Genomic DNA, 21,162 nt, shown 5'->3' with positions numbered 1-21,162 from the left:
ACCCTTCGGCAGATCAAGCTTCGGCGCCTGAGGGGCGCCGCGAGTGGGTCTGCCGGTGAGGCGGTCCGCCGGCTGAGCGTCAGGGATCATGCCGCCGCGCTGTCTCCCGCGGCGCCAGCAGCGGCGAGGCCTCCGAGCGGGAATAGAGGGTCACCGCGGAGTGGAGGGCCGATCCCCGGAATCCGTAGGGGTCGCTGCGCGCGGCGGCGAGATCGCGCGGGGTCCAGAACAGGAGGTCCACGCCGACTGGAACGGAGGCTGCGACGTCCATCAGCTCACCCCGAAGAGCAGGGGTGGGCGGCCGGTCGAGGACGACGATGAGGTCGAGGTCGCTGTGGATGTCGGCGATCCCCTTGCTCCACGAGCCGAACATCAGCACCGCGAGAGGCCGTGCCTGAGCCGCGATCCGTCCCGCGAGGGTGACCGCGAACCGCGGCGGGGCCTCAGGCATTCGTCGCCTCGAATCGCAGCAGCAGCCAGGCGTGGCCGACGGCGTCGTCGCCGAGAGCATCCCACTCCTGTTCGCCCTTGTCCTTCAGCTGCAGCACCCACGTGCCGAGCACATCGGGAGCGGTCGCCGCTGGCCAGGTGAACGGCGCGTGGGCGAGTTCGCCGAAAGCCCCGCCGGTCGCCGCCGTCGCTTCCACCTGAGCGGAGGGGTGGGTGTCAGTCGAGGGCGGAGTAAGTCTCGCATCCCACTGTGCGAAGGCCCCGTCGATCACGAGGTCGGCCGCGACGACAGCCAGCCGGTTGGTGCCGGTGTGCTGGCGCTGCAGGAACGTGAGGATCTCCGGACCGACCTCGAGAGTCAGGGTCTGCTCCTGTCCTGTCGGCGGATGCAAGAACCTCACCCACTCCGTCGCTCGGGCGCCGTCGAGCCACACCAAGGCGGCGCCGCGCCGCGGAACCGCCTCGGCGACGGCCGCGCGGGCTTGCGCGACGAGCGCGGCGGACCCAGCATCCCCCTCGTACCCGATCGTCAGGACGAAGTCGGTGAGGGTCTCGATGTCGAAGGCATTGTCACGCGGATCGAGCTCGATCGTCCAGTGACTGATGAGTCCGGCACCCTCGAACGGCTCGTAGCGATCGTCCGGCGCCGTCTCCGGGTGCCGACCCCGATCGTCCACTCCGTGGCTCGTGCGGATGGTCGTGATCATGGGCATCGCGGAAATGAATCCGTCGCCGCCCGCGAACGCATCGCCGAACTGCGGCTTCGCGTCGGGCGACGTGCGCACCACCGCCTGCGTGAGCGTGACCGACGCGTGGACACCCGCGAACGAGGTCGTGACGCACGGAGCATCGACCGCGACCCACCGGATGCGCTGATTGCACCAGCCCGGGTTCTCACGCGCGAACAGCCACTCCGCAAGCTCGATCTCCGTCCGGCCGGTCGCCTTCAGCTCGAGGAGCTTGCCCGGCATGAGGGAGGCGAGAGACACGCGGGTCGTCGCCTGCAGCCGCCGTCGGTTCTTCTCCAGAACCACGGCCTCGAGCCGTCGAAGGTCGTTGGAGAGCCGGTCCCCCGCCAGCAGCCCCTTGCGCAGGCTGTCCCAGTAGCCGAACTGGACGATCGGCGGAGTCGTGCGATCGCCGGTCTCGTAGCGGTACGCCTCCTCCGCCTGTCGCGCACGGTCGAAGGCGAGCTGATAGGCCTGGAAGTACACCGTCGACAGCTGCCCGATTGCCCACTCGTACAGCTCCGCCCCGGTGAATCTGCTGCGCAGCAGCTCGTCCACGCTCTGCGCGTTCTCCACCGCGCGGATCTGGGCGTCCAGTTCGTGCTGAGCGACCGCCTCGCGGATCTGGGCGACCACGACGTCCTTCGCCAGCCGATCGAGCTCCTTGCGAGCCAGCTCCGCCTGGAACTGGTTGTCCTCGTAGCGGCGCTCGTACGCGCCTTGCGTTTCGAGCAGGCTTCCCGTGGAGTGCAGGATGCCGCCGAGGCCGTCGAAGAGGCGAGCGAAAGCTCCCACCGAGTCCGAGACGTTCTTGCCTCCGAATTCCACCGTGAGCGTCGGCGAGCCACCGAATCCCGACGCGCCGGCCTTGAAGGAGGGAACGAGGCTCGCGGCGCCCCCGACGGTGTTCAGCACGGTGCCGACGACCTGCGACACTATGCCGAGGGTGTGCACGACGTTGGCTGCCGTCTCCCAGTCGTTCACCCTGGGCTGGCTGCTGTAGTGCTCGACCCGCAGCTCCAAAGCTGCCGCGCCGGCCTCGACCGCCTCCCGCGCGCGCAGCGCCTCCATGAGCTGCGTCTCCCGGACGCGCTGGATCAGCTGCACCTGGGCGATATCGTTGCCGGCCCTCAGCCGCTCGAGGGCATCGGCGTCCCGGCGCTCGAGCACCGCGAGCATCCGGTCGCCCAGCGCCCGAACTTCCTCCGCGGCCGAGCGGGCCGACGCGATCAGCGTCGCATGACGGTACGGCGACCCCTTGGCCGACGGCGGATCGAGAACGCTCGACAGGTCGACGCCCATCGCGGCCGCCCTCACCAGCAGCGCAGGGTCGATGGGAGGCTCGAACAGCGGAAGCTGCCGGAACACCCCGGCGATGTTCAGGCTGTTGCGGAGCTTGAACAGGCGATCGGCGACCGTCGACCAGTACCCCAGGAGTGCGTCGTTGGACGGGATCCCGAAATACGCGAGGCGGACGAGCGGGAGCGCGCCCGGTTCATCGGAGGCGATGACCATCGTGGGCCGGTTGGTGAGGTTCTCCAGCTGCACCTCGACCTGCTGGTTTCCGAAGGCGTCCAGGCTGTCCTCGGCCGTGAGCTCCTCGTACGACTTCCCACCGCGTGGAACGGCAGGCACGTGCTCCGGCCTCCGCCCGAGCAGCTCGCCGGCGAGCACGTACAGCAGCGTCGCTTCGTTGAGCGACTCGATCGTGTCGCGGCGGAAGAGCTGGTCGCCCCACGCGATGAGCGCGTCGAGATACTTACGGATGACCGTCTTCTGATATGCGACCGGGCGCATCCGAGCGATCACGTCCGGCTTGAAGGGGTTGTTGCGCCATTGCGTGATCTTGTTGACGACCTCCGGGTCATCGGCGTTTCCGAGGAGCTTCTCTATGCGATCGGCCTGGTAGGTCGCATCCGTCTGCTCGTAGAACGGGCGTGTAATCCAGAATCGCTGCGGCGCCGAATCCGTGTCGGTGTTGGAGGGGTCGAAGATGCGGTGGAACCATTCCATCGCCTCCTCGAACCGCTGATTGGTGCCGAGGCGGCAGGCGATCAGGAGCGGGATGTGGAAGAAGACCTCCCAGTTATACGCCGACATGGCGCCGGAGCGGGAGAAGTCGATGATGTCCTTCTGTGCGGTCGGATCGGCGGAGGCGACACCGGCGACCGGGCCGTACGAGGAGAAGTCGAAGGAGTTTCCCGGCGGGAAGCTCGCCGGGAATCGCTGGATGGTGCGGTTGAGAACGCCGTCCGGCCCCGACCGATTCAGCTCCCGGAGCATCAGGTGGGCGTAGGGATGGTGGAAGGGGGCGAAGGTGTACTGCAGCCGCTGCGCCGTCGTGCTCGAGTCGATGCGGATGTTCGCCCACTTCGACGTGACGAAGTACGACCGGGCCGCGTCGATGTAGAAGAACGGGCTGCGGTCGGCCGCGGTGTCGAGCTGGATCCGATGCAGGCTCTGCGCGGTCCAGAACGGTGGCCGCCCGGAAGCGAGCAGGGCGACGTCGGCGCCGCTCTGCAGCACGTTGACCGGTGCGACGCTCGGCGCATCCATGTTGCTGCGCAGCCGGCCGGACTCCAGGTGCATGCCCGACGGCTGCACGATCCGGGCAGACACCTGAGCCGTCGTCTTCAGCTGCTGGAGCACGCGGTGCTGCGGGTCGGAAAGGCTCCTCACGAACGTGAACGAGTCGGATGCCTGGAGGACGGGGTTCGGCTGGCCGTCGGGGCCGAGAACGTGGTAGACGCCGCTCAGCGGCTTGAGCCGCAGGGCCAGAACCCGCCCGTCGAACACGAACGACGACGAGTGCCACGGCCGCGCCGTCTGATCGAAGCTCCGGCTCGTCAGCCTTCGCATAGCGCCGGCGAACGGATCCCAGAACGTGCCGTTGTTGAACTCCGCGCTCATGGACAGGTAGACGTCGATCCAGAGCTCGTTCTCCGCGCTGTGATATCGCGGCTTGAGGGTGTAGGTGCGCTGCGGGCGCGGCCACGGATGCACCAGCTTCTGCGGCGCCGTCTGCTTGGACGTCCATCCGTCGCTGCGCCGCAGCGTCCACGAGAGCTGGATCTCGAGCTGCATGAGGGGTTCCGGCGCGGGCTTCGTCCCCGAAGTCGGCTGCGCAGCGGGCTGGGTCTTGCCCTTCTGCGGCTTCTCGGTGAACTGGAGCCAGAAGAGGTGGAGTGTGCGGTTGTAGACCACCGGCAGCACCTGATCGGCGACGATGTCCGTCTCGATCGACTCCCACGGGGTCCAGATCGAGGCGATGAGATCGAAGCGACGGTAGTAGTACTTGCGCGGTTCGGCGCGGGTGCGTCCGATGACGTGCAGCAAGTTGACGGAGGGCCCGAGGTTATCCCACGGGTGATTGTCATCGATCTCGTGGTGCACGCCCACCACCTCGAGATTCGCGAGCTCGTCGAGCTTCGCGAGATAGTTCCGCAGAGCGGTCTCGCTGCTTTCGGCAGTGATCTCACCGGAGAGCAGCTCCTGCTCGAGCGCGCGGAAGAGAGGCGTCTTGTCGTCGCGAAGCTCCGGCTCGATCCAGTTCTCGGGGTAGAGGAAGATCTTCCGGTTCGCCTCCCAAATGCGATAGTTCTTCATCCACTTCCACTGGCGCCAGCTGTGTGGCGACGTCAGGTCGGCCTTGTCGCCCGTCGTGATCACGACGTGGGGCTTCTCGATGTTGAGATGCGCCCGCTGCACGAACATCTGCACGCTGCCGATGGCGTGCTTGATGCGGGAGGTCTGAACCTTCGGAGTGGTCTCCACGTCGATCAGGAAATACGCCAGCAGGTCCGCCGTCGAGGTCCACCGCCGAGCGTTCGGATACGTCTGCCCGTCGATCTGCACGTCGGGCGCCTCCGTGCGAGCGGCGTTCTCCATCAGGGCGGCCACGAGCGCGTCGCGCTTGCGCTCCCGCCACACGTCCTGCAACGGAGTGAGGATCGCCAGCCAGGCAGCGCGTTCATGCTTCGCCTTCACCGCGAGGGTGACGGCGCGTGCGACGTCGCGCTCCGACGGGCCCGCGGGCCGGGCTCTCACCGCCCAGACGGCGACCACCGTCGAGGCCGCGCCGATGCGGCGCACCGTCTCGGCGATGTCCGCGAGGCGCAGCAGGAACTCGGGATCCGCGTAGGACGCGACCGATGCGCCGTCGACCGAGGCGAGGGTGGCCTCCTCGAGGCCGGTCAGTCCTGCCGCAACGCCGCGCACCTCATCGATGGGTCTTCCCGTCGCGGCACGGTGGAACAGCTCACGGGGTGTGTCGGCGGGAGCCGCGGGCGGAACGCCGGGGGCGCTCGCCACCTGACCGGACTGCCGCAGCAGCTGTCGTTCCGCGCGCAGCCAACGCAGGAGGCGCATCCACTCGTCGGGGACGGACACGGCCGGGAGGACGGTGACCGGGAGATCGACCAGTCGGAGGCCGGGAGCGCTGCCGTGCGCGATGAGCCACGTCAGGCCTTCCGTGTCGATCGACAGCGCGCGCGCGACCCGGCCGATCTTCAGGAGCTTGCGGTAGACGACGTCGAGACGCGGGAAGTCGGTCGCGGTGACCTCGGCATGCACGAACTCGCCGGCACTGTTCCGCCTGAGCAGCTCCGGGTCGAGGAAGGCATCCAGCAGCTTGCCGTTGGCGTCCGACGCGTCGAGCAGCAGCTTGGCCTGGGCGGGCTGAAGACCGGTGGCGGATGCGACCGTCGCGGCGATCTGCCCCGCGAGCGACGTCGAGGGAGCGGTGCGAAGCCCCTCCCGCAGAGCGCCGAGCGCCGCCGCGACCGCCTCCGCGGTCGGTGCCATCGGGGAATCCGGCCGCACCCCGAGGAGGAAGTCCTGTTCCCGGATCGTCAGGCCGGACCGCTGGAGATCCGCGAGGAGATCGAGGAAGGAGAGGAGGTCGGAGGGTGAGGCGAAGGGGTCGGCCACCAGGGGCCGCAGCAGGCCCGCGGCGAGGAGGAGATCGGTGAGGTCCGATCGCAGCGCGGTGGACAGACCCACCCACGCCGCGAGCGCCGCGAGGGTTTTCTCGTCGTTCGTCGTGCCGGTGCGTTCGAGGAGGGCGGTCAGCGCTGAGTCGGTGATCGTCAGGGCGGCCAGCAGAGCGGGTCGATGATCTTCGAGGTCGCCGCCGTCGGGTGCGGGATCGAACGCGGGGTCCGTCGAACCGGTGACGGCACGTCGAAGTAAGGTGATCGCGTACAGCGACGGCCCGGCGGTCGCCAGGTCGGTCGGGTCGCTCGAGTTGGGCCTGCCGACGGTCGGAATGTCACCGAACCACGAGGCGAGCCGCTGGGCGTCGATGCCGAGCCGCTCGGCGAGCCGGGCCGCGGCGGCCATCTCCACCAGCGCGGAACCGTCCAGTGCACCCCCGCCGATGCGGGGCGCGGTGAGCAGCAGGCCCAGCTCCCACAGATCCCAGGGCGTGTGCCGCGCCAGCCGCAGCAGTCTGTGGACCCGGTCGAGCTTGGCCGGACTGACGTTTCCCAGGGACTGGAGAGTGAGGTCGGCGCTCAACGCCGGGCGCGTGATGCGCAGCGACTGCTCCCCCGTCGGTGTGATCCACGCGTTCTGGAGCAGCAGCTGCAGCTTGAGATATGTCAGCTTGGTGCGCTCCATCACCTCCAGGACGGGGATCGCTGCGCGGGTGGCGTCGAAGCCCCAGAGCGCGGTCTGCTGGGCCGCCGCCGGTCTCGCGGACGTGATGAGCGACCTCTCGTGGGTCGAGATCGCGAAGTACTCCGCGGCGGTGTCGACTTCGGCATCCGCGGCTGCGGCGGGTGGTCGGAACAGCTCCATGAGACGCCAGCGAGGCACTCCGAGGTGGGCGAGCAGTGTCCGCGTCTGGTCTTGCCAGAGGTCATAGGAGGATGAGATCGGCACGTCGGAGGTGCGCAGGTGCTCGTAGACGGTGTCGTCCTGATGCTCGGGCGCCGCCCTCAGCTCGTCGGTCGGGAGCGTCGTCTGGCGATCGGTCACCGCGGCGGATCCCGGGTAGGCCGCCTCCAGGATCTCGTTGGTGAGGTCGATGTACGGCACGACCATGTCGGTGTTGGGGCAGTTCAGCTTGATCTTCGTGATGTCGGGACGGCGTTCAGACATCACGGCGCGGACCGTCCTTCCGCCCGTGGTGGCCTCATGCTCGTCGAGGAACCGCAGAACGTCGGCAAGATAGGCGGCCGGACCGTACATCGAGGAGCAGTGGGGGCAGTCGCAGGCATCCAGCGGACCGAACAGCGTCTCGAGGTCAGGGAGGTCCTTCAGGATCTGCGCCCGCACCTCGGCGGTCAGCACGAGGGGGGACAGCGCGGCCGGCAGCGTGCTCTGCAGTTCGGAGCGGAACTCGCCGAGCCGCTGCAGGACCTGCGCGTACTGAATCTCGGCATACGCGAACATGCTGGATGCCGTCTCGGCATCGATGTTCAGGGAGGCAAGCTTCGCGGTGAAGCCCTCGGGCCCGAGCGACAGCACCTGCACGGAGCTGTGGATGCCGGCATCCAGCAGGGCTGTCGCGGTCTCGGTCGTCGGGGCGAGCCGGTTCACCCGCTGAAGCACCCTCATCTCGGTGCGCAACGCCGGGGCGGCCTGGGGGGCGTTCGCCGCGATGAACGAGTCGACGCTGCTCGTCCGCAGCTCGAACTGCGGATGATCGTCGACGAGCTTCTCGATCTCATCGACTGCGGTGAAGTTCGCCGCGCCGCCGCGTTTCACCGCGGCGGTGAGCGCGACGGTCGGGAACAGCCGGTGCGCTTGCGCCTGCATCGTTCTCGCGAAGGTCGCCTCCCTGGCGGGGTCGTCCGCGCCGTCGGTGTTGTCGGGCACCGAGCCGACCTCCGCGACGAGCTGGTCCCACTGTGCCGGACCCCACTTCGCCAGATCGCGCGTGGTCTTGAGCTCGTCGTCCGCCGGATCGTTGATGCGCTCCACCAGGACATCGAGGGTCGGCGGGTGATTCTTGGCGACGAGCCCGATCTCGACGCCCTGCTCGAGCGACGCCACGGCGTCGACCCCGCCGAAGTCGTCGGGTGCGGCTCGGACGATCTCCCAGAAGATCGGGCCCATCCCTCCGGTGCTCGCGAAGGCGTCCGCCACGGCGGCGTAGACGGCTTCCGGCACTGTGGTGCGCTCGAGGGTGGCCCGGAGCGTGCCGTTGCCGACCAGGAGCGGGCGATCGAGCGCCATCCGCCGTCGCGTCACGTCGAGATCGGTCAGGATCGCCTCGATCCGCGCAGCCATGCCTATCCCCACGAGGTTGCTCGCGAGCGCCGACTCGAGTGCGCTCCGCGCGAGCGTCGGATCCATGAACGCGATGCCCGACGCGATGCGGTCCACCAGCTGATCGATCAGCGTCCACTCGTAGGTCTGGGCGAGCAGATCACTCGGCGCCGCGGCGGGGAGACTCTGTGCGAGCAGCGCGAAGCACACATGGCGATCGATCCGACCACCGAGCACCGTCTCACAGCGCGCCGCAAGGATGAGGCGCATGACATCGTCCTGGGACAGCCCCGCCTGCGCCGCGGCCCTCGAGACATCCGTGCGCTCGGCCGTCTCCTGCACTACCGACACGTCGGTTACGCCCACGCCGGCCAGAGCCCTCAGAAGGGTGTCCTCGAGGCTGTCACCGCGATAGGGGTAAGGCCCCTCGGTGAAGTTCGCCCAGCACGTCGCGGTGGGGTTGAGCAGTCGCTTGACGCCGAGCTCGTTTCCGCCGTCGTCCACGTAGCGGACCTTCAGGGCGAGGGGCGTCACCGGCTGGCCGCTCGCGGGGTCGTGCGGGGCGGTGTACGGGATGTCGAAGAACCCGTTGGGAAGGGTTCGCCGGGTTGCGATGACCGTCGCTGCACCGGTGGGGGGATCTGTGGAGAGTTCCACGGTGACGTCGGGGCGTCCCTCCCAGGCCGCATTCCGAACTGCTCCTCTGATGCGACGAGGGTAGTCGGGCCCCGGTGCGGCGGCGCGGATGTGCCTGTTGATGGCGGCGCGCGTCGGGCCATCCACCGCGCCGGTCGGGGGAAGCTTGTTGGCGGATTGGAACGCGAGGACCGCGAGCCGGGTGCTCTTTCCGAACCGGGCCGCGGCGAATTCCGCTTCGGCGGGAGGATGGCCGAGATACGCTAGCGCGCTCTGCACGACGGTGACATCCTTGCTCGACATGTTAAGCCGGACGTTGCGGCGCACCGTCTGCAGTTCCTTCAGCGTCGGTGGCTGCAACGGCTTGGGGGGAGGACGCCGACTCGCCGCCGCGGCCGTGATCCTCTCGAAGGTCGCGACATCGACCCGCCCGGTGACAGGAAGCCCGAACGACTTTTGAAGCGCCGACACAGCGGCCGCGGTCGTGTCGCCCAGGGTCCGTGACCGGAGCTCCCCCGCATCGACGCGGACGTCGAGCTTGCGCACCGCGACCACCTTCAGAACGGCGCTCTGCAGCTTCGCGGTCTGTCGACGACTCGAGAGCGTGCTCGTGAGCGCCGCTTCGCGCAGCGCGGCGAGGGTCTGCTTGCCAACGAGCCCGTCGACCTTAAGGCCCGCGCTCTCCTGGAATCCCTTGACGGCCTCGAGCGTGGAGTGGCCGACCATCCTGGTCCCCCGCTCGTCGGCGCTCGGCTCGAACCCGGCCTTGGCGAGGAGAGTTTGCACGCGTTGTGTGCGCATGGGGCTAGTGGCGATGTGCGTATGCGCGACTTCCGCCACGAGCCTCGCGACCGTCGTGTCGTCGGCGGCGCCGCTCGGAGGCAGCCCGGCCTTCTCCTGGAATTCGACCAGGGCGCGGGATGCCGCGGCGATCGTCGCCTCGGTCTTCTGACCGTCACCGCCCATCGACGACAGGATTCGAGCGGCGGCGAGGGTGCGGCGCCGACCGGGAGAAAGCGCCAGCAGCTTCTCAGAGGACGCTCGAGACATTGCATCGACCACCGGACTCCCCTTCGAAGCGCGTGGAGGTGGAACAGTCGATCATCCGCGGTTGCAGCAGAAGCGGTCACGGCGACAAGTCGGACCGGAAAGGCGAGAGTTCACCCCGTATGGAAGGAATAGTGGCAGATCATTCCCGCGGGCGAAAGGGGAAGCGCGATCGGTCGCGGCGCCAGGTCGTCGTTACAGCGAAAAGGCCCCGAGCCGTAGCCGAGGTCCTTTTCTGAACTGAAAGCTTCTTCTGATGATGCTAATTCTCAGTTTTCCTGCGCCAAGTCACATCTCTAATGCTTCATCTTTAAGTCCTTCCAGTGACCCGCACTTTAGCGCTTCGAATCGCGTCGCGCAATCGGCGCACGTGACTCCTGCTAGAGCTCGCGATGCGGGTCGACGCCTCGTCCAAGGTGCCCGCGAACTAGGGCACTGAATCGAGGTCGGAGGCCGATGTCAATGGGCTACGTACTCATGCTCGGCTTCATTGTCGTGCTCTAGCCCCACGCAACAGCCCTGAACGCACGATTGGACGATGCGCGTATTGACACGGGGAATCGACGAGTCCATCATCGACACAAATCCTGCGGGGGCACGGACTGGGGCTTTCACGTCGCCTCTCCGAGCGGCACATCGAGTGTGACGAACTTGTGAGGGCCGGATGATCGACGACTACTACGCGGTGCATCTTGAGATGCGGTCCGCCGCTCTCGGAGACGAGCTGTATATCCATTGCGTGGTCACCGATCCACGCCTCGAGTCCTCCGTCGACCGCCGGTTCGAAGTACAAGTGAACACGACTCGCGGCGACGAGTGGCGTTTAGACGCGCGGCCGTGGGAGGAGCTGCTGACTGACGCGGACGATCTCGCGGCATTACTTCGTGACCACCCAGGGAAGCCGATCCTATTGGACCTGAGGTCGGCAGAGCTTCACGGCTTGTCATGGGAGACCGAATTCCGGCGCCCGCGTTTCGGTGACTCCTCGCGGCTCGTGCTGCGCTACTCGCCACTGCCCGCGCCCTTCGGGGCAACGCCGGTCGAGGTCCCCCTCGACGTTCTCATCGCCGACATATCGCCCGAAGTCACCGATGAACCACTGCCCCACGCCCTTCGGCACTTTCGCACGGTGCACACGCAACGAACGTCACCGGGCCGTCTCGAGCAGATCGCGCGGAGCCCTTTCGACATCATTCATCTGAGAAGCGGCGGGCCCGCGCTCGAGAGAATGCTCAACGAGTTCTCGAGCGGCCGGATGCGTCGTCTCTTCACCGGCCGCGACCGGACCACCCGATTAGTCGTCATCGAGTCGGACGCTGGGGAGTCCGGCACGGCCCTCGACCTGGCGCACGCGATCTTTCGTGTTGCGCGTTGCAGCGTCATCGTCGCACCGCGCGGGCAGTTCGACGTCGAAGAGTTCTACTACGCGATCACGCACAGTCTCGACCTCGACGCAGCGTTCGGATACCCGCGCCGCGGCGAAGCGCCAGCAATGCTCCTCGCTCGCGGCGGCGCATCGGCGTTCAACCTTCAACAGACCGCGCGCGTTCTGAAACTTCGCGCGAACGCCGAGCACGAGCGCACGCGCCGCGCCCTTGACGAGCTCCGCGACCTTGACTCATCGTCGACGTGGGTCCAGGCCTTGTCGGAGCGGCTTGCGCTTGCGGACGAGTCGCTCGGACGCATCCAGTCCGAGCGGCTGCGCAAACTTGACTACGCGTTTGAGAGCGGCGCGCTCGAGCCGATGATGGCCGCAACCGCTGAACTCGACGAAGTGGATGTGGCGGGCGACCGCGCCGTCACTGACCGCGTCACCAACGTCTGGCTCACTCGACCGGATCAAACGATCGTCGAGCCGGAATCGACGCTCGCCCAAGACTACGAGTACCGAGTGAACGTGCAGGTGGGTCCGCCTGTGGACAACAGCCTGGTTCCCAGGGACATCACGTTCCCCGAATCAAGAGTCGCCGACCTGTACCGCGAAGGCCACGTGTCCCTGAACGTCGTCGTCACGTCTCTCGACGTCGATGTGTCCACGGCATCGGAGATACTCCTGCTGCCCTCGCCGCCGGCCGCGTCAGCGACGGTGTCGATCTCAATCCGGACGCGCCACCGCGGCCCGTTCCGCGTCCGCGTGGGCCTGTATCACGAGAACAACCTCATCCAGTCGGTGTTGCTCACAGGCTCCGTCGCCGAAGTCGAGCAAGCGGCGGTGCAGCCGGTGCGGGGCGAGATCGAATGGGCGCTCAGCGGATCGTTGAAGAATGTCGAGGATTACCGCCCGAAAGGCGTCAGCATCCTCGCCAACGAGAATCCGAACGGCTCGCACACGCTGGTGGTCGTGGGATCTGCCTTCCGGCAGGCGTACGAGTTCGGCGAACTTGAGGCGCACGGCGCCGTGAAGGCTGCCCGCGCCTACTTGCAGTGGGTGTGCGGCGACCCTGCAAAGAACGAAGACTACAAATTCGAACCCGACAACACCGGTGGGCGCAGCGATCTGCTGAAGTACTTGACCGAGTTGGCTTCGCTAGGCAGCGACCTATACCTGCGCATCCTGAGCCCCGGTGGGCAGGAGTTCGAGGCCGAGTTAGAGAGTCTGCTCGCCGCCCCCACCGTCATCCAGGCGGCATCCGTCCGATCGGCCGACCGGGTGTTCCCGTGGGCGCTCATCTATGATCATCTCTTTCTGCGCAGCTCCCGGCTCCGCCTATGCCCCGAATTCGAGGCGGTCCTCGAAGCTGCGACGGTGAACGCCGGAACCCTTAGGACGAGCGAATGCTTCGTCAAGGGATGCCGGCACCGCGAGGACCCTGACGTGGTGTGCCCCTCGGGCTTTTGGGGCTACCGTCACATAGTCGAGCAGCCGCTGCAAGGAGTTCCGCCGCAGGACGCCGGGAGCTCCGTCAGCGGGCTGGATCAACCGATCGATGCCGTGTCGACGATCACGGGCACGACGCCGAACCTGTTCATTGGATACAGCAAGCAGCTGCAGAAGTACCGCCAGCACTGCGACGACATCGCAGCGCTCATCTCGGACGGGACGGTGCGGCAGGAGTTCGAACTCCACGCCATCGGCCAAGGGCTCGGGAATGATGACCTGTCGCTCGTCTACTTCTACTGCCACGGCGGCAAGCGACACGGCAAAGCCTGGCTCGGGGTCGGCGACAAGCCAGCCGAAGAGCTCGAACCCGGAGCGCTTCGGGCGTGGCGGGTCGCGTGGCCCGGCACACATCCGCTGATCTTCCTCAACGGCTGCAACACGGTTGACGTGTCACCCGATGACCTGTCGACCTTCATCGAGCAGTTCGCGCGAGCATTCGCCTCCGGCGTGATCGGCACTGAGGTCTCGGTGCCCGAGACGCTAGCGGACTACTTCGCCTCGTCGTTCTTCACCCGGATGCTCCAGGGCACAAGGGTCGGACAGATCATCCAGGACCTTCGACTCGAACTGCTGGTACTCCGGAACCCGCTCGGACTGGCGTACACGCCCTATTGCCTTGCCGACCTCCACCTCGCTCGCAGTTAACACGTAGAAAGGGAACATCATGGAAGAACTCGGGGCCGCCCTATTCGGTCTGGTTGTCGGTTGGGTGACATACCGCACCCTTCGACGCAACGCAGCATCGGTGGGGTTGTCCGACATCGCCACCGTCATTGGCGCCGTGGGCGGCGCGGCCGTCACCGCCCTCTTCGACGAGGCACTCTTCGCGTGGTACTCGATCGGCCTGGCGGTTGGCTTCTTCGGGTACCTGCTCTTGGCACTCGGCTTGGAGGGCCCCAAGAAGACCTCCGCTTGGATGGGCGCGCAGTACGACAGACCCAGTTCAGGAGCAGATCGGCCCTAGACACTATTGCCAGCAAGGCATCTCGGTTCTCCCACCATGCGTCACCGACCAGCGAGGAGACCATCACGGCGATGTCGTCGGGGGTGTTCATACGCAACGAATCGTGGCTCGCGCCCCCTCCTTGACTGCGCAGTGAATCGGTCAGCGCGTTCATGATCTAGGTCGGGGACGGGCCAGCCTGCAATCGTGGCAACGCCCGCGTGAAGGTACTCAGTGGTGAGCCGCTCGGCAAGTGGCTGGATCAACTCGGCTAACAGGGCGCTCATCCGGTCGATAAAGTCGGCGATGCGGCGAGCCGTGGTCTCCGGAAGGTTATGGCGGATTGTGATCGGCAGCACCTGGTGGACGGTCCCTTCCGGAGTGAATGTGGCCAGTGGCAACGACATCGACAGTTCCGACTGCGAATGCGCGATGGTCGTGTTCCGGTAGCCGCGAATCATGTCGTGCGTTTCGACGAGATCGTCAGGGACCGGGTCATGCGCGGGGAGGCGGGACCGAACGTTGGAGTGCGCGAACGCGCGCATGTAGGCGACCACGGCGTAGCTTGTCAGCGGCTGCCAGAGCGGCGATTCGTGTCCTGCTTCCAGTGCTTGCTCGATCGCGTCACTCGCCTCGGACAAGTCGTCCGAGTAGGAACTCAACTCGGCGAGCAGCCACGAATCGGGAGTGTCGGGAAGCATCGCGACGGTCGGACTAAGCGGCATGAGTCCATCATGCGACCTATCCGCCAAGGAGCGTTGCGTATGCGTTGATGGAGAGAGCCGCGGCCACCGCTACGCCGCCAAAGAGACCGGTTGTTCCCCACAGCATCCGCACGCGCCGTGCGGCGCCCACTTCGCGGCGAAGAGCGGCAAACGCCGGGAGGTCTACTTCCGAGAAGGCGCCGGATGTCGTAGCCCCCGTCTCCGGGCGCGTCAGCATCTCAGCGCGGCGGTCGCGCGCATCAGCCGTGAGCGCGGCTTCGCGGCGGGTGAGCCAGCGGACCAGCTCGGTGTCTCGGAGCACCGTCGCGTCCACGGGTCGCTCACGTATAGTGACGCTGCGCGCTCCGACGAGAACGATCGCCGGGTAGACGTCGATCGGCTCCCCCGCGACCGCCATCAGCTTCCTGGCGATCCGCTGCGCTTCGTAGCGGGAGTTGCGGAGGTGGTCGGTCTTCTGGCCGTTGACCAAAAGACGCTTGCTTCCGACCCAGATCCGGGCGTCGTCGTGAAACTTCGTGTTGATCGTGAACACTCTGGCAGGACCGACAACGACGTGGTCGATGTCACTCCCCCGATCGCCGATCGGGACGGAGTGCAGCACCGTCCAGTCGGGCACGAGCTTCGCCAAGCGCTTCGCGACCTCGAGTTCACCGAGTGCGCCGAGATACCAGGGCCGCGAGTCGACCGACAGCGGGGACCGACCGAACACGCGCGACACCCGCGATCGGGCAGGGACACCGGCCTGAGCACTTAGGCACGCCGAGATCACTGCCGCGGCCGGGACCGAGCCGACCGCATCCGCAGGTACAGCCGCCGTCATCGGCGACGCCGTCGCGTGGGTGTCAGTTGTAACCAAAGTGCGCCGACGACAATCCCCACGAACAGGATCACCGTGCACGGGTTCGCCGTGATTCCGGCCCACAGCCTTCCGAACCCGGCGGCAATGCCGTCCCCAACGACTTCCCCGTAGTCGACCATTCGCTCAGCCTAGAGGTGCGCGGTGACGCTGCTTGCGAAGCGCCCGACTCTCAAGGCATTCCCGAATGCGGATCGATCAAAGGCTGATGTCGGGTCGCCGTTGAGCATAATCGCTCGTGAGCCAGCGAAAGACCGTCAGTGATGACCTCGGGGAAGCGACGTTGGCGCGGAGGTAGCCCCGGCTCGCGAACTCCAGCGCGTGACGGCGCGGCTCCGTGTACACGTCGAGGGGCAGCATCCCGGCCCGAAACCGCGCGCGAGACACCTCAGCGACCCGCGCCCGCAACTCGACCTCGTGGTCGACGAAGTACTCCTCCGCAATCGCGAGAATCTCGCGCACTACACGACGGTTCTCCGACCGCTCCTGCAGAGCGTGTACCAGCTCTGGAGGTGTCGGCTCGTCCTGATCTCTGATCCTGGCGATGTCCTGACCGGTGCGCCGCTGCGCGAAGAATGCGTTTGCCGCGGCATCGTTGTGGCGCCGCTCCGGCGCGTGCACGCGGTGCAGCTGGCGCTCTGGTAGCCCGGCTCGCGCGCGACGACGAGCCTGGCGCCTCGCCTCGTTCTCCCGCTCACGGTAGGTGGCCCGCTGATCGGGGGTCGGTGACCAGGTCGCGTCGCGGCCAGCCTCCCGGGCTCGGTCGACCGCCCGGCGACGCGCCTCGTTCGCCCTCTCCGGGTCGGCAGCCTCCCGAGCGCGTCGGCGCTCGGCGATCGCCTCACGATTCCGGTGGTAGTAGTCGCGCTGAGCCTGCTTGTACGCCTCTGGATGCTTCTGCTTGTACCGTTCGCGGGCTTGCTGACGCTCCTGTGGGTGCTCCTTCGCCCACGTCTTCGCGCGATCGATCCCCTTCTGGCGCCGCTCCTTCTCGTCGCGCTCGCGTTGAGCCTGATCGCGCATGTACTCGCGGTTCTTGCGGCGGATCTCCTCACGGTTCCGGTCACGGTACTCGGCGTAGTACGTCGGGTGGGCGTCGTTCCATGCCTTGCGCTGCGCGGCGAGCCGCGCCGCGCGCTCTTCATCGCGCGAATGCGCGTCACTCATGGCCATCCGCCGTGAGCACACCGTCGAGCTCCGCGAGCGCTGTGAACAGTTCCTCACGCGTCGCTGTCGGGTCGGTGATCGCTCGCGCGAACAGCCCGCTCATTCGTTCGCGCTCGGCGTCGGACACGTCACCGAGCCGCACGAGGCACCATTCGATGTCCTCGGCGAGGCTGTAGCCCGGATCATGTTCCTCAATGCCGGGGTAGTACAGAAACGCGAGCACGGCCACGTGCTCCAGGACAGCGTCAACGCGCTCACGATCGCTCATGGCAGAAAGGTGCGCGTGCCGCGCCCACCAGCCGTTCGGCGATGTCTGGGACCCGTTCTACGCTCATCCGTGTTCGGCCGGAGGGAGGACGCTCGTGGCCGAACAGAGCCGGTGGCACCCGATTCTTGCAGCGCAGGAACGTCCGACGGGCACGTGGAGCTTGGTCGACGCGTTCGACCGCGTCTACGGAACCATTGAGCTGCGTCGCGTGAGCGCCACCTACCTACGTTACCGAGCCAGCTTCCGCGGCGAGCTCATCGGCTGGTCAACGACCCTCCGTCTCGCGTGTGAGCGGCTGCACGCAGAGTTCCTGCGCAGCCACGGACCCAACGGCGGACCGATCGCAAGCTGGGGCGTGAGCAAACGAGATTGATAGGTCGAGAGGCCCTATGCCGCTTCGATGTCTTCCTCGTCGAGGAAGTCGAGCGTCGGGTCCTCGGCCGCGCCATCGTCGTTTGAGAGCAGCGAGGTATCAGGGCTCTCGCGGCGCAGCGTTCGCTCGAGAATTCCTGCGGGCCCCCTATCCACGGTGCGGTCAGGTTCGATGTAATGCCCCTCGGTGATCGCGGTCGATCCGTGTCCCAGGAACGTGGCGGCAGCATCGGCGCTCGCCCCGCGCGCGATAACTGTCGCACCAGTTCGCCGATACCAGCGAAGGGTGATCCCCTCCCCCGCCAGATCCGCCAACTCGAGGAACGCGCGGAAGGTCCGTCGCACGTTGAACGGACTGAGGGGCTTGCCCGAGCGATTGGCGAAGATCGTCCGTTCCGGGTCACTGGTCGGGATGCCGGCGAGCCGCGCGCGCAGCACGACAGCCGCGAAGTCGGGGACCGCGATGCGGCGGATGGAGTGCTCGGTCTTGGGGTGGTCCTGCCTCACCGCGCCGCTGCCGGTGCGCAAGACGACCGTTCCTGTCACGGAGATCGTCATCCCGCCAGGACCGTCATCGACATCGCACAGGCGAAGAGCGAGGCACTCCCCGATGCGCAGCGCGGTGCCGAGGAGCACTTCGATGATGTCGCGCACCTGACCGTCGGGCTTGGGACCCTTGACGTCGGGACCGGTCCGCCAGCGAGTGGCAGCGTCGCGGATTGCACTGATCTGCTCGATGTTCAGCGCCTGCCGCTCGCCCTTCGGACGCCGCATCGGACTCGTCCCCTGCACGGGATTCCGCGGGATCGCATCGTGTCGGAGCGCAAACGCGAAGAGCTGGTTGAGGACGGTTCGCGAGTGGTGCGCGCGAGAGAAGGACACTGCGCTTTCGGATCGGAGGAACCACTCCACGCGGCCCGTGGTGATCTCGCCGAGTGAGAAGTGCTCGAACTGCGGCCTCACTCGGAGCCGGAGATCGTCGCGATAGTTCTTCTTCGTCCCGTCCGACAGATCGCGCAGCTCGAGATCCTCGAGCCACAGGTCGGCGAGGTCACGGAAGGAGCTACTGAGGTCGAGGAGGCCGCTGGCTCCGAACCCGGGTCTGTCGAGGAGACGCTCCTTCAAACGGGCTCGAGCCGCCGATTTGGTGCGAGCAGCACCGGTGACTCTGCGCAGGCGCCCGTCGGCGTCGCGGATGCGCGCGAGAGCCACGTAGGAGGTGCCGCGCCTGGTGATGCTGATGGTCCCGTAGGAGCCGATCAGGGTGCGTGGCCGTCCGCCGTTCATGCTGCGCCGCCGGCGTGGCGCTGCTCATCAGCTTGTTCCATGCGCTCGACCCAAGCATCGATCTCGGTCTTGCGAAACCGCAGCTGCGTGCCGACACGGAATCCGTGCGGACCGCGCCCCTTGCTTCGTAGGTCGTAGATCGTCTGAATGGAGACCTTCAACGCGGCGGCAAGTTCAGACAGCGAGACGTAGTTGCCGAGTCCCGACTCTGAGGTGCCACCGCTGTCCATACAGCGAAGGTACGCGGGCGTCACCGCGTACCTTACAGATAGCTCTAGAAGGCTCGAGAGCGCCCTGCGGCTACTCGGCGAAGTGTCCAGTAAACGACTACCAAACATTCAAACTCCCTGATCGGGGAGTGAAGTTTTGGTGCATTACCGGGAGTTTTGGTGGACCTGAGGGGACTCGAACCCCTGACCCCCTGCATGCCATGCAGGTGCGCTACCAGCTGCGCCACAGGCCCGTCGCCTCCCTGCGGAGGCAACTTGAATAGATTACTACATCGCCGGAGCTCTCCCGAACCGGCTCAGGACTCGACGTGGGATGCGGCAGGCAACTCGATCGGGACGACCGGGCAGTCCTTCCACAGGCGTTCCAGGCCGTAGTACATGCGCTCCTGCTCGTGGAACACGTGAACGACGAGGTCGCCGAAGTCGAGCAGGACCCAGCGGGCCTCCTGCCGGCCTTCGCGCCGCAGGCGCTTGTGACCGGACTCGACCAGCCGGTCCTCGATCTCATCCGCGATCGCGGCGACGTTGCGCTCACTGCGACCGGTCACGAGCAGGAAGATGTCCACGAGCGGCAACGGGTCCGACACGTCCAGCGCGACGAGGTCTTCGCCGCCCTTCGCATCGGCGGCCAGCGCGGCGATGCGCAGCATCTCGCGGCCCTGCTCCGTGGCGACCATCAGAACACCCCTGTCACGAAGGCGAGGATGAGCACGCCTACGAGCGCGAGAGCCAGCACGCCGGCCGTGATGGCGAGGGTGAGCATGAGGCGGCTGCCTTTCTCCGGCGCCGGAGGCGTGATGATGTCCCCGTTGTTCTTCACGGTGCTGATCGCGGCGCTCGCGGCGATCGGGGTCGGCGAGGAGTGCGCCGGGAGCTCGCCGTCGACGAGGACGGCGTCGACCTCCTTGCCGTCGGCCGTGCCGGGAGCGTGCCCGGTGGAGCCGAGTCCTTCCGGAAGATTGAACGAACCCGTGATGAGCACCTCGCCGGTCGCCGTCACCGGAGCAACGAGCGGCGACGACGCCGGGGTGTCGGTGAGGATGAGCGCGCTGCCGGTGCTGACCCCGCCCGTCACCGAGCGGGTGATGAGCTGATCGAAGGATGCCGGCACCTCGGTGACCGTGCCCTCCCCCGCCAGCAGCTCTGCGCCGAACGCGGGGTTGACCACCGCTCGCTCGTGCTCCTCGTCGGATTCGGCGGGATCCGCCTCGGCACCCGCGGCGGTTTCGGCCGCGTCCGCGTGGCCGTCGTCCTCCGCCGCCGCCGGGACCTCGTCGATCGGGTCCGGGTCGGACACCTCGATGTCCGGCGCCGCCTCGATCAGGAATTCCTCGCGGGGCGCCTCATCGATCACCACCTCGGCGGAAGCCGAACCATCGGCCACGGTCTCGCTCGGCACGACCTGCGCCGCGATGACCTCGGGAGTGATCACCGGGACGGATGCGGTGCGGATGCGCTCCTGTTGACGCGCCTGGCGCCGCGTCAACGGCGAGACGCCCAGGTCGACGCTCGAATCCGCGCCGGGGAGGTCGTGCACGGGGACGGGCACCGCGGCGCGAGGGAGCGGGGCCGCGGCGTGCGGCGGCGGCGCGGGCGTCTCGGCCTCAGGGGTCGTCTCCGCCCCGGACGGCTCGACGATGGGGTTCTCGCCGGTCAGCTCGGAATCGGTCGGGATGATCGGGTTGGATCCCGTGTTGCGGAGGTCGCGCAACTGCTTGCGGGTGAGGGCTGGTGTTGCCGGCTGCTCGGGTGTGCTCATTCCTTGCTCCGGTAGAGGTGGTGCTTCGCAATGTATTGGACGACCCCGTCGGGAACGAGGTACCACACGGGGTTTCCGCTCTCCACGCGTTCGCGGCAGTCCGTGGAGGAGATGGCCAGTGCGGGGATCTCGAGTTGACTCACGTCGTCGGTCGGCAGACCCGCGGTGCTGAGATCATGACCGGGCCGGGAGACGGCGACGAAATGCGCGAGGTCCCACAGTTCATCATGGTCCCTCCAACTGAGAATTTGCGCTATCGCGTCCGCGCCGGTGATGAAGAACAGCTCAGCTTCCGGTCGCTCCTTCTTGAGCTCGCGCAAGGTGTCGATCGTGTAGGTGGGACCGGCGCGGTCGATGTCCACGCGGCTCACCGTGAAACGCGGATTGGATGCCGTGGCGATCACGGTCATCAGATAGCGGTGCTCGCTCGGGGAGACATCGCTCTTCTGCCATGGCCGGCCGGTCGGCACGAAGACGACTTCGTCGAGGTCGAAAGACTGCGCGACCTCGCTGGCCGCCACCAGGTGACCGTGGTGGATGGGATCGAAAGTCCCACCCATGACCCCGATCCTCGGGGCGCGCGTCACCGACATGCAGT

Annotated in this window: 14 protein-coding genes and 1 tRNA gene; 3 read left to right on the top strand and 12 right to left on the bottom strand. The window is 67.0% G+C overall.

Features of this window, described 5'->3' with window-relative positions:
* Window positions 1-79 precede the first annotated feature (79 nt).
* Complete coding sequence (locus tag AB0P18_RS05850; RefSeq protein WP_363359326.1) at window positions 80-451, bottom strand: nucleotidyltransferase domain-containing protein; 372 nt, start codon at window positions 449-451, stop codon at window positions 80-82.
* Window positions 444-10,091, bottom strand: a complete 9,648-nt coding sequence (locus AB0P18_RS05845) for a neuraminidase-like domain-containing protein (protein ID WP_363359325.1) — start codon at window positions 10,089-10,091, stop codon at window positions 444-446. Before AB0P18_RS05845 ends, AB0P18_RS05850 begins: the two co-directional genes overlap by 8 nt.
* A gap of 649 nt (window positions 10,092-10,740) precedes the next feature.
* Here AB0P18_RS05845 and AB0P18_RS05840 point away from each other — a divergent pair.
* Window positions 10,741-13,602 (top strand): CHAT domain-containing protein, encoded by a 2,862-nt coding sequence (locus tag AB0P18_RS05840; protein WP_363359324.1) that lies wholly within the window; start codon window positions 10,741-10,743, stop codon window positions 13,600-13,602.
* Between the two features lie 19 nt (window positions 13,603-13,621).
* Window positions 13,622-13,921, top strand: coding sequence for a hypothetical protein (locus AB0P18_RS05835; protein ID WP_363359323.1), 300 nt, complete (start codon window positions 13,622-13,624; stop codon window positions 13,919-13,921).
* Between the two features lie 41 nt (window positions 13,922-13,962).
* Here AB0P18_RS05835 and AB0P18_RS05830 read toward each other — a convergent pair whose 3' ends face one another.
* The 4 genes from AB0P18_RS05830 to AB0P18_RS05815 all read right to left on the bottom strand — a co-directional run bounded on the left by AB0P18_RS05830 (window position 13,963) and on the right by AB0P18_RS05815 (window position 16,916).
* Window positions 13,963-14,625, bottom strand: coding sequence for a hypothetical protein (locus AB0P18_RS05830; protein WP_363359322.1), 663 nt, complete (start codon window positions 14,623-14,625; stop codon window positions 13,963-13,965).
* 16 nt (window positions 14,626-14,641) lie between these two features.
* Window positions 14,642-15,334, bottom strand: coding sequence for a nuclease-related domain-containing protein (locus tag AB0P18_RS05825; protein WP_363359321.1), 693 nt, complete (start codon window positions 15,332-15,334; stop codon window positions 14,642-14,644).
* Between the two features lie 345 nt (window positions 15,335-15,679).
* Window positions 15,680-16,648, bottom strand: coding sequence for a hypothetical protein (locus AB0P18_RS05820; protein ID WP_363359320.1), 969 nt, complete (start codon window positions 16,646-16,648; stop codon window positions 15,680-15,682).
* A complete protein-coding gene (locus tag AB0P18_RS05815) occupies window positions 16,641-16,916 on the bottom strand; it encodes a hypothetical protein (RefSeq protein WP_363359319.1) in 276 nt (91 codons plus the stop codon). The genes AB0P18_RS05820 and AB0P18_RS05815 overlap by 8 nt, the downstream gene beginning before the upstream one ends.
* 94 nt (window positions 16,917-17,010) lie before the next feature.
* Here AB0P18_RS05815 and AB0P18_RS05810 point away from each other — a divergent pair, with 94 nt between their 5' ends.
* Entirely contained in the window at window positions 17,011-17,289 is a 279-nt protein-coding gene (locus AB0P18_RS05810; protein WP_363359318.1) for a hypothetical protein, read from the top strand.
* Window positions 17,290-17,303: 14 nt separating this feature from the next.
* Here the strand turns inward: AB0P18_RS05810 and AB0P18_RS05805 are convergent, their stop codons facing one another.
* The 6 genes from AB0P18_RS05805 to nadD form a co-directional block, all read right to left on the bottom strand.
* Window positions 17,304-18,575, bottom strand: a complete 1,272-nt coding sequence (locus tag AB0P18_RS05805) for a tyrosine-type recombinase/integrase (RefSeq protein ID WP_363359316.1) — start codon at window positions 18,573-18,575, stop codon at window positions 17,304-17,306.
* Complete coding sequence (locus tag AB0P18_RS05800; RefSeq protein ID WP_363359315.1) at window positions 18,572-18,805, bottom strand: helix-turn-helix domain-containing protein; 234 nt, start codon at window positions 18,803-18,805, stop codon at window positions 18,572-18,574. Before AB0P18_RS05800 ends, AB0P18_RS05805 begins: the two co-directional genes overlap by 4 nt.
* A gap of 157 nt (window positions 18,806-18,962) precedes the next feature.
* Window positions 18,963-19,038, bottom strand: a tRNA-Ala gene (locus AB0P18_RS05795).
* 63 nt (window positions 19,039-19,101) lie between these two features.
* The gene (rsfS, locus tag AB0P18_RS05790) at window positions 19,102-19,482 is read right to left on the bottom strand and encodes a ribosome silencing factor (protein ID WP_363359313.1); all 381 of its coding nucleotides are present in this window, start codon (window positions 19,480-19,482) and stop codon (window positions 19,102-19,104) included.
* Window positions 19,482-20,564 carry a hypothetical protein gene (locus AB0P18_RS05785; RefSeq protein WP_363359312.1) on the bottom strand — a complete coding sequence of 361 codons (1,083 nt, stop codon included), beginning with the start codon at window positions 20,562-20,564 and terminating at the stop codon, window positions 19,482-19,484. Before AB0P18_RS05785 ends, rsfS begins: the two co-directional genes overlap by 1 nt.
* Window positions 20,561-21,157, bottom strand: coding sequence for a nicotinate-nucleotide adenylyltransferase (nadD, locus tag AB0P18_RS05780; protein ID WP_344053809.1), 597 nt, complete (start codon window positions 21,155-21,157; stop codon window positions 20,561-20,563). Before nadD ends, AB0P18_RS05785 begins: the two co-directional genes overlap by 4 nt.
* Window positions 21,158-21,162: the final 5 nt, after the last annotated feature.

The organism is Microbacterium sp. NPDC064584 (assembly GCF_040687315.1).
GTDB lineage: Bacteria > Actinomycetota > Actinomycetes > Actinomycetales > Microbacteriaceae > Microbacterium > Microbacterium lacus.
This window is presented reverse-complemented; position numbering and strand designations above follow the sequence as displayed.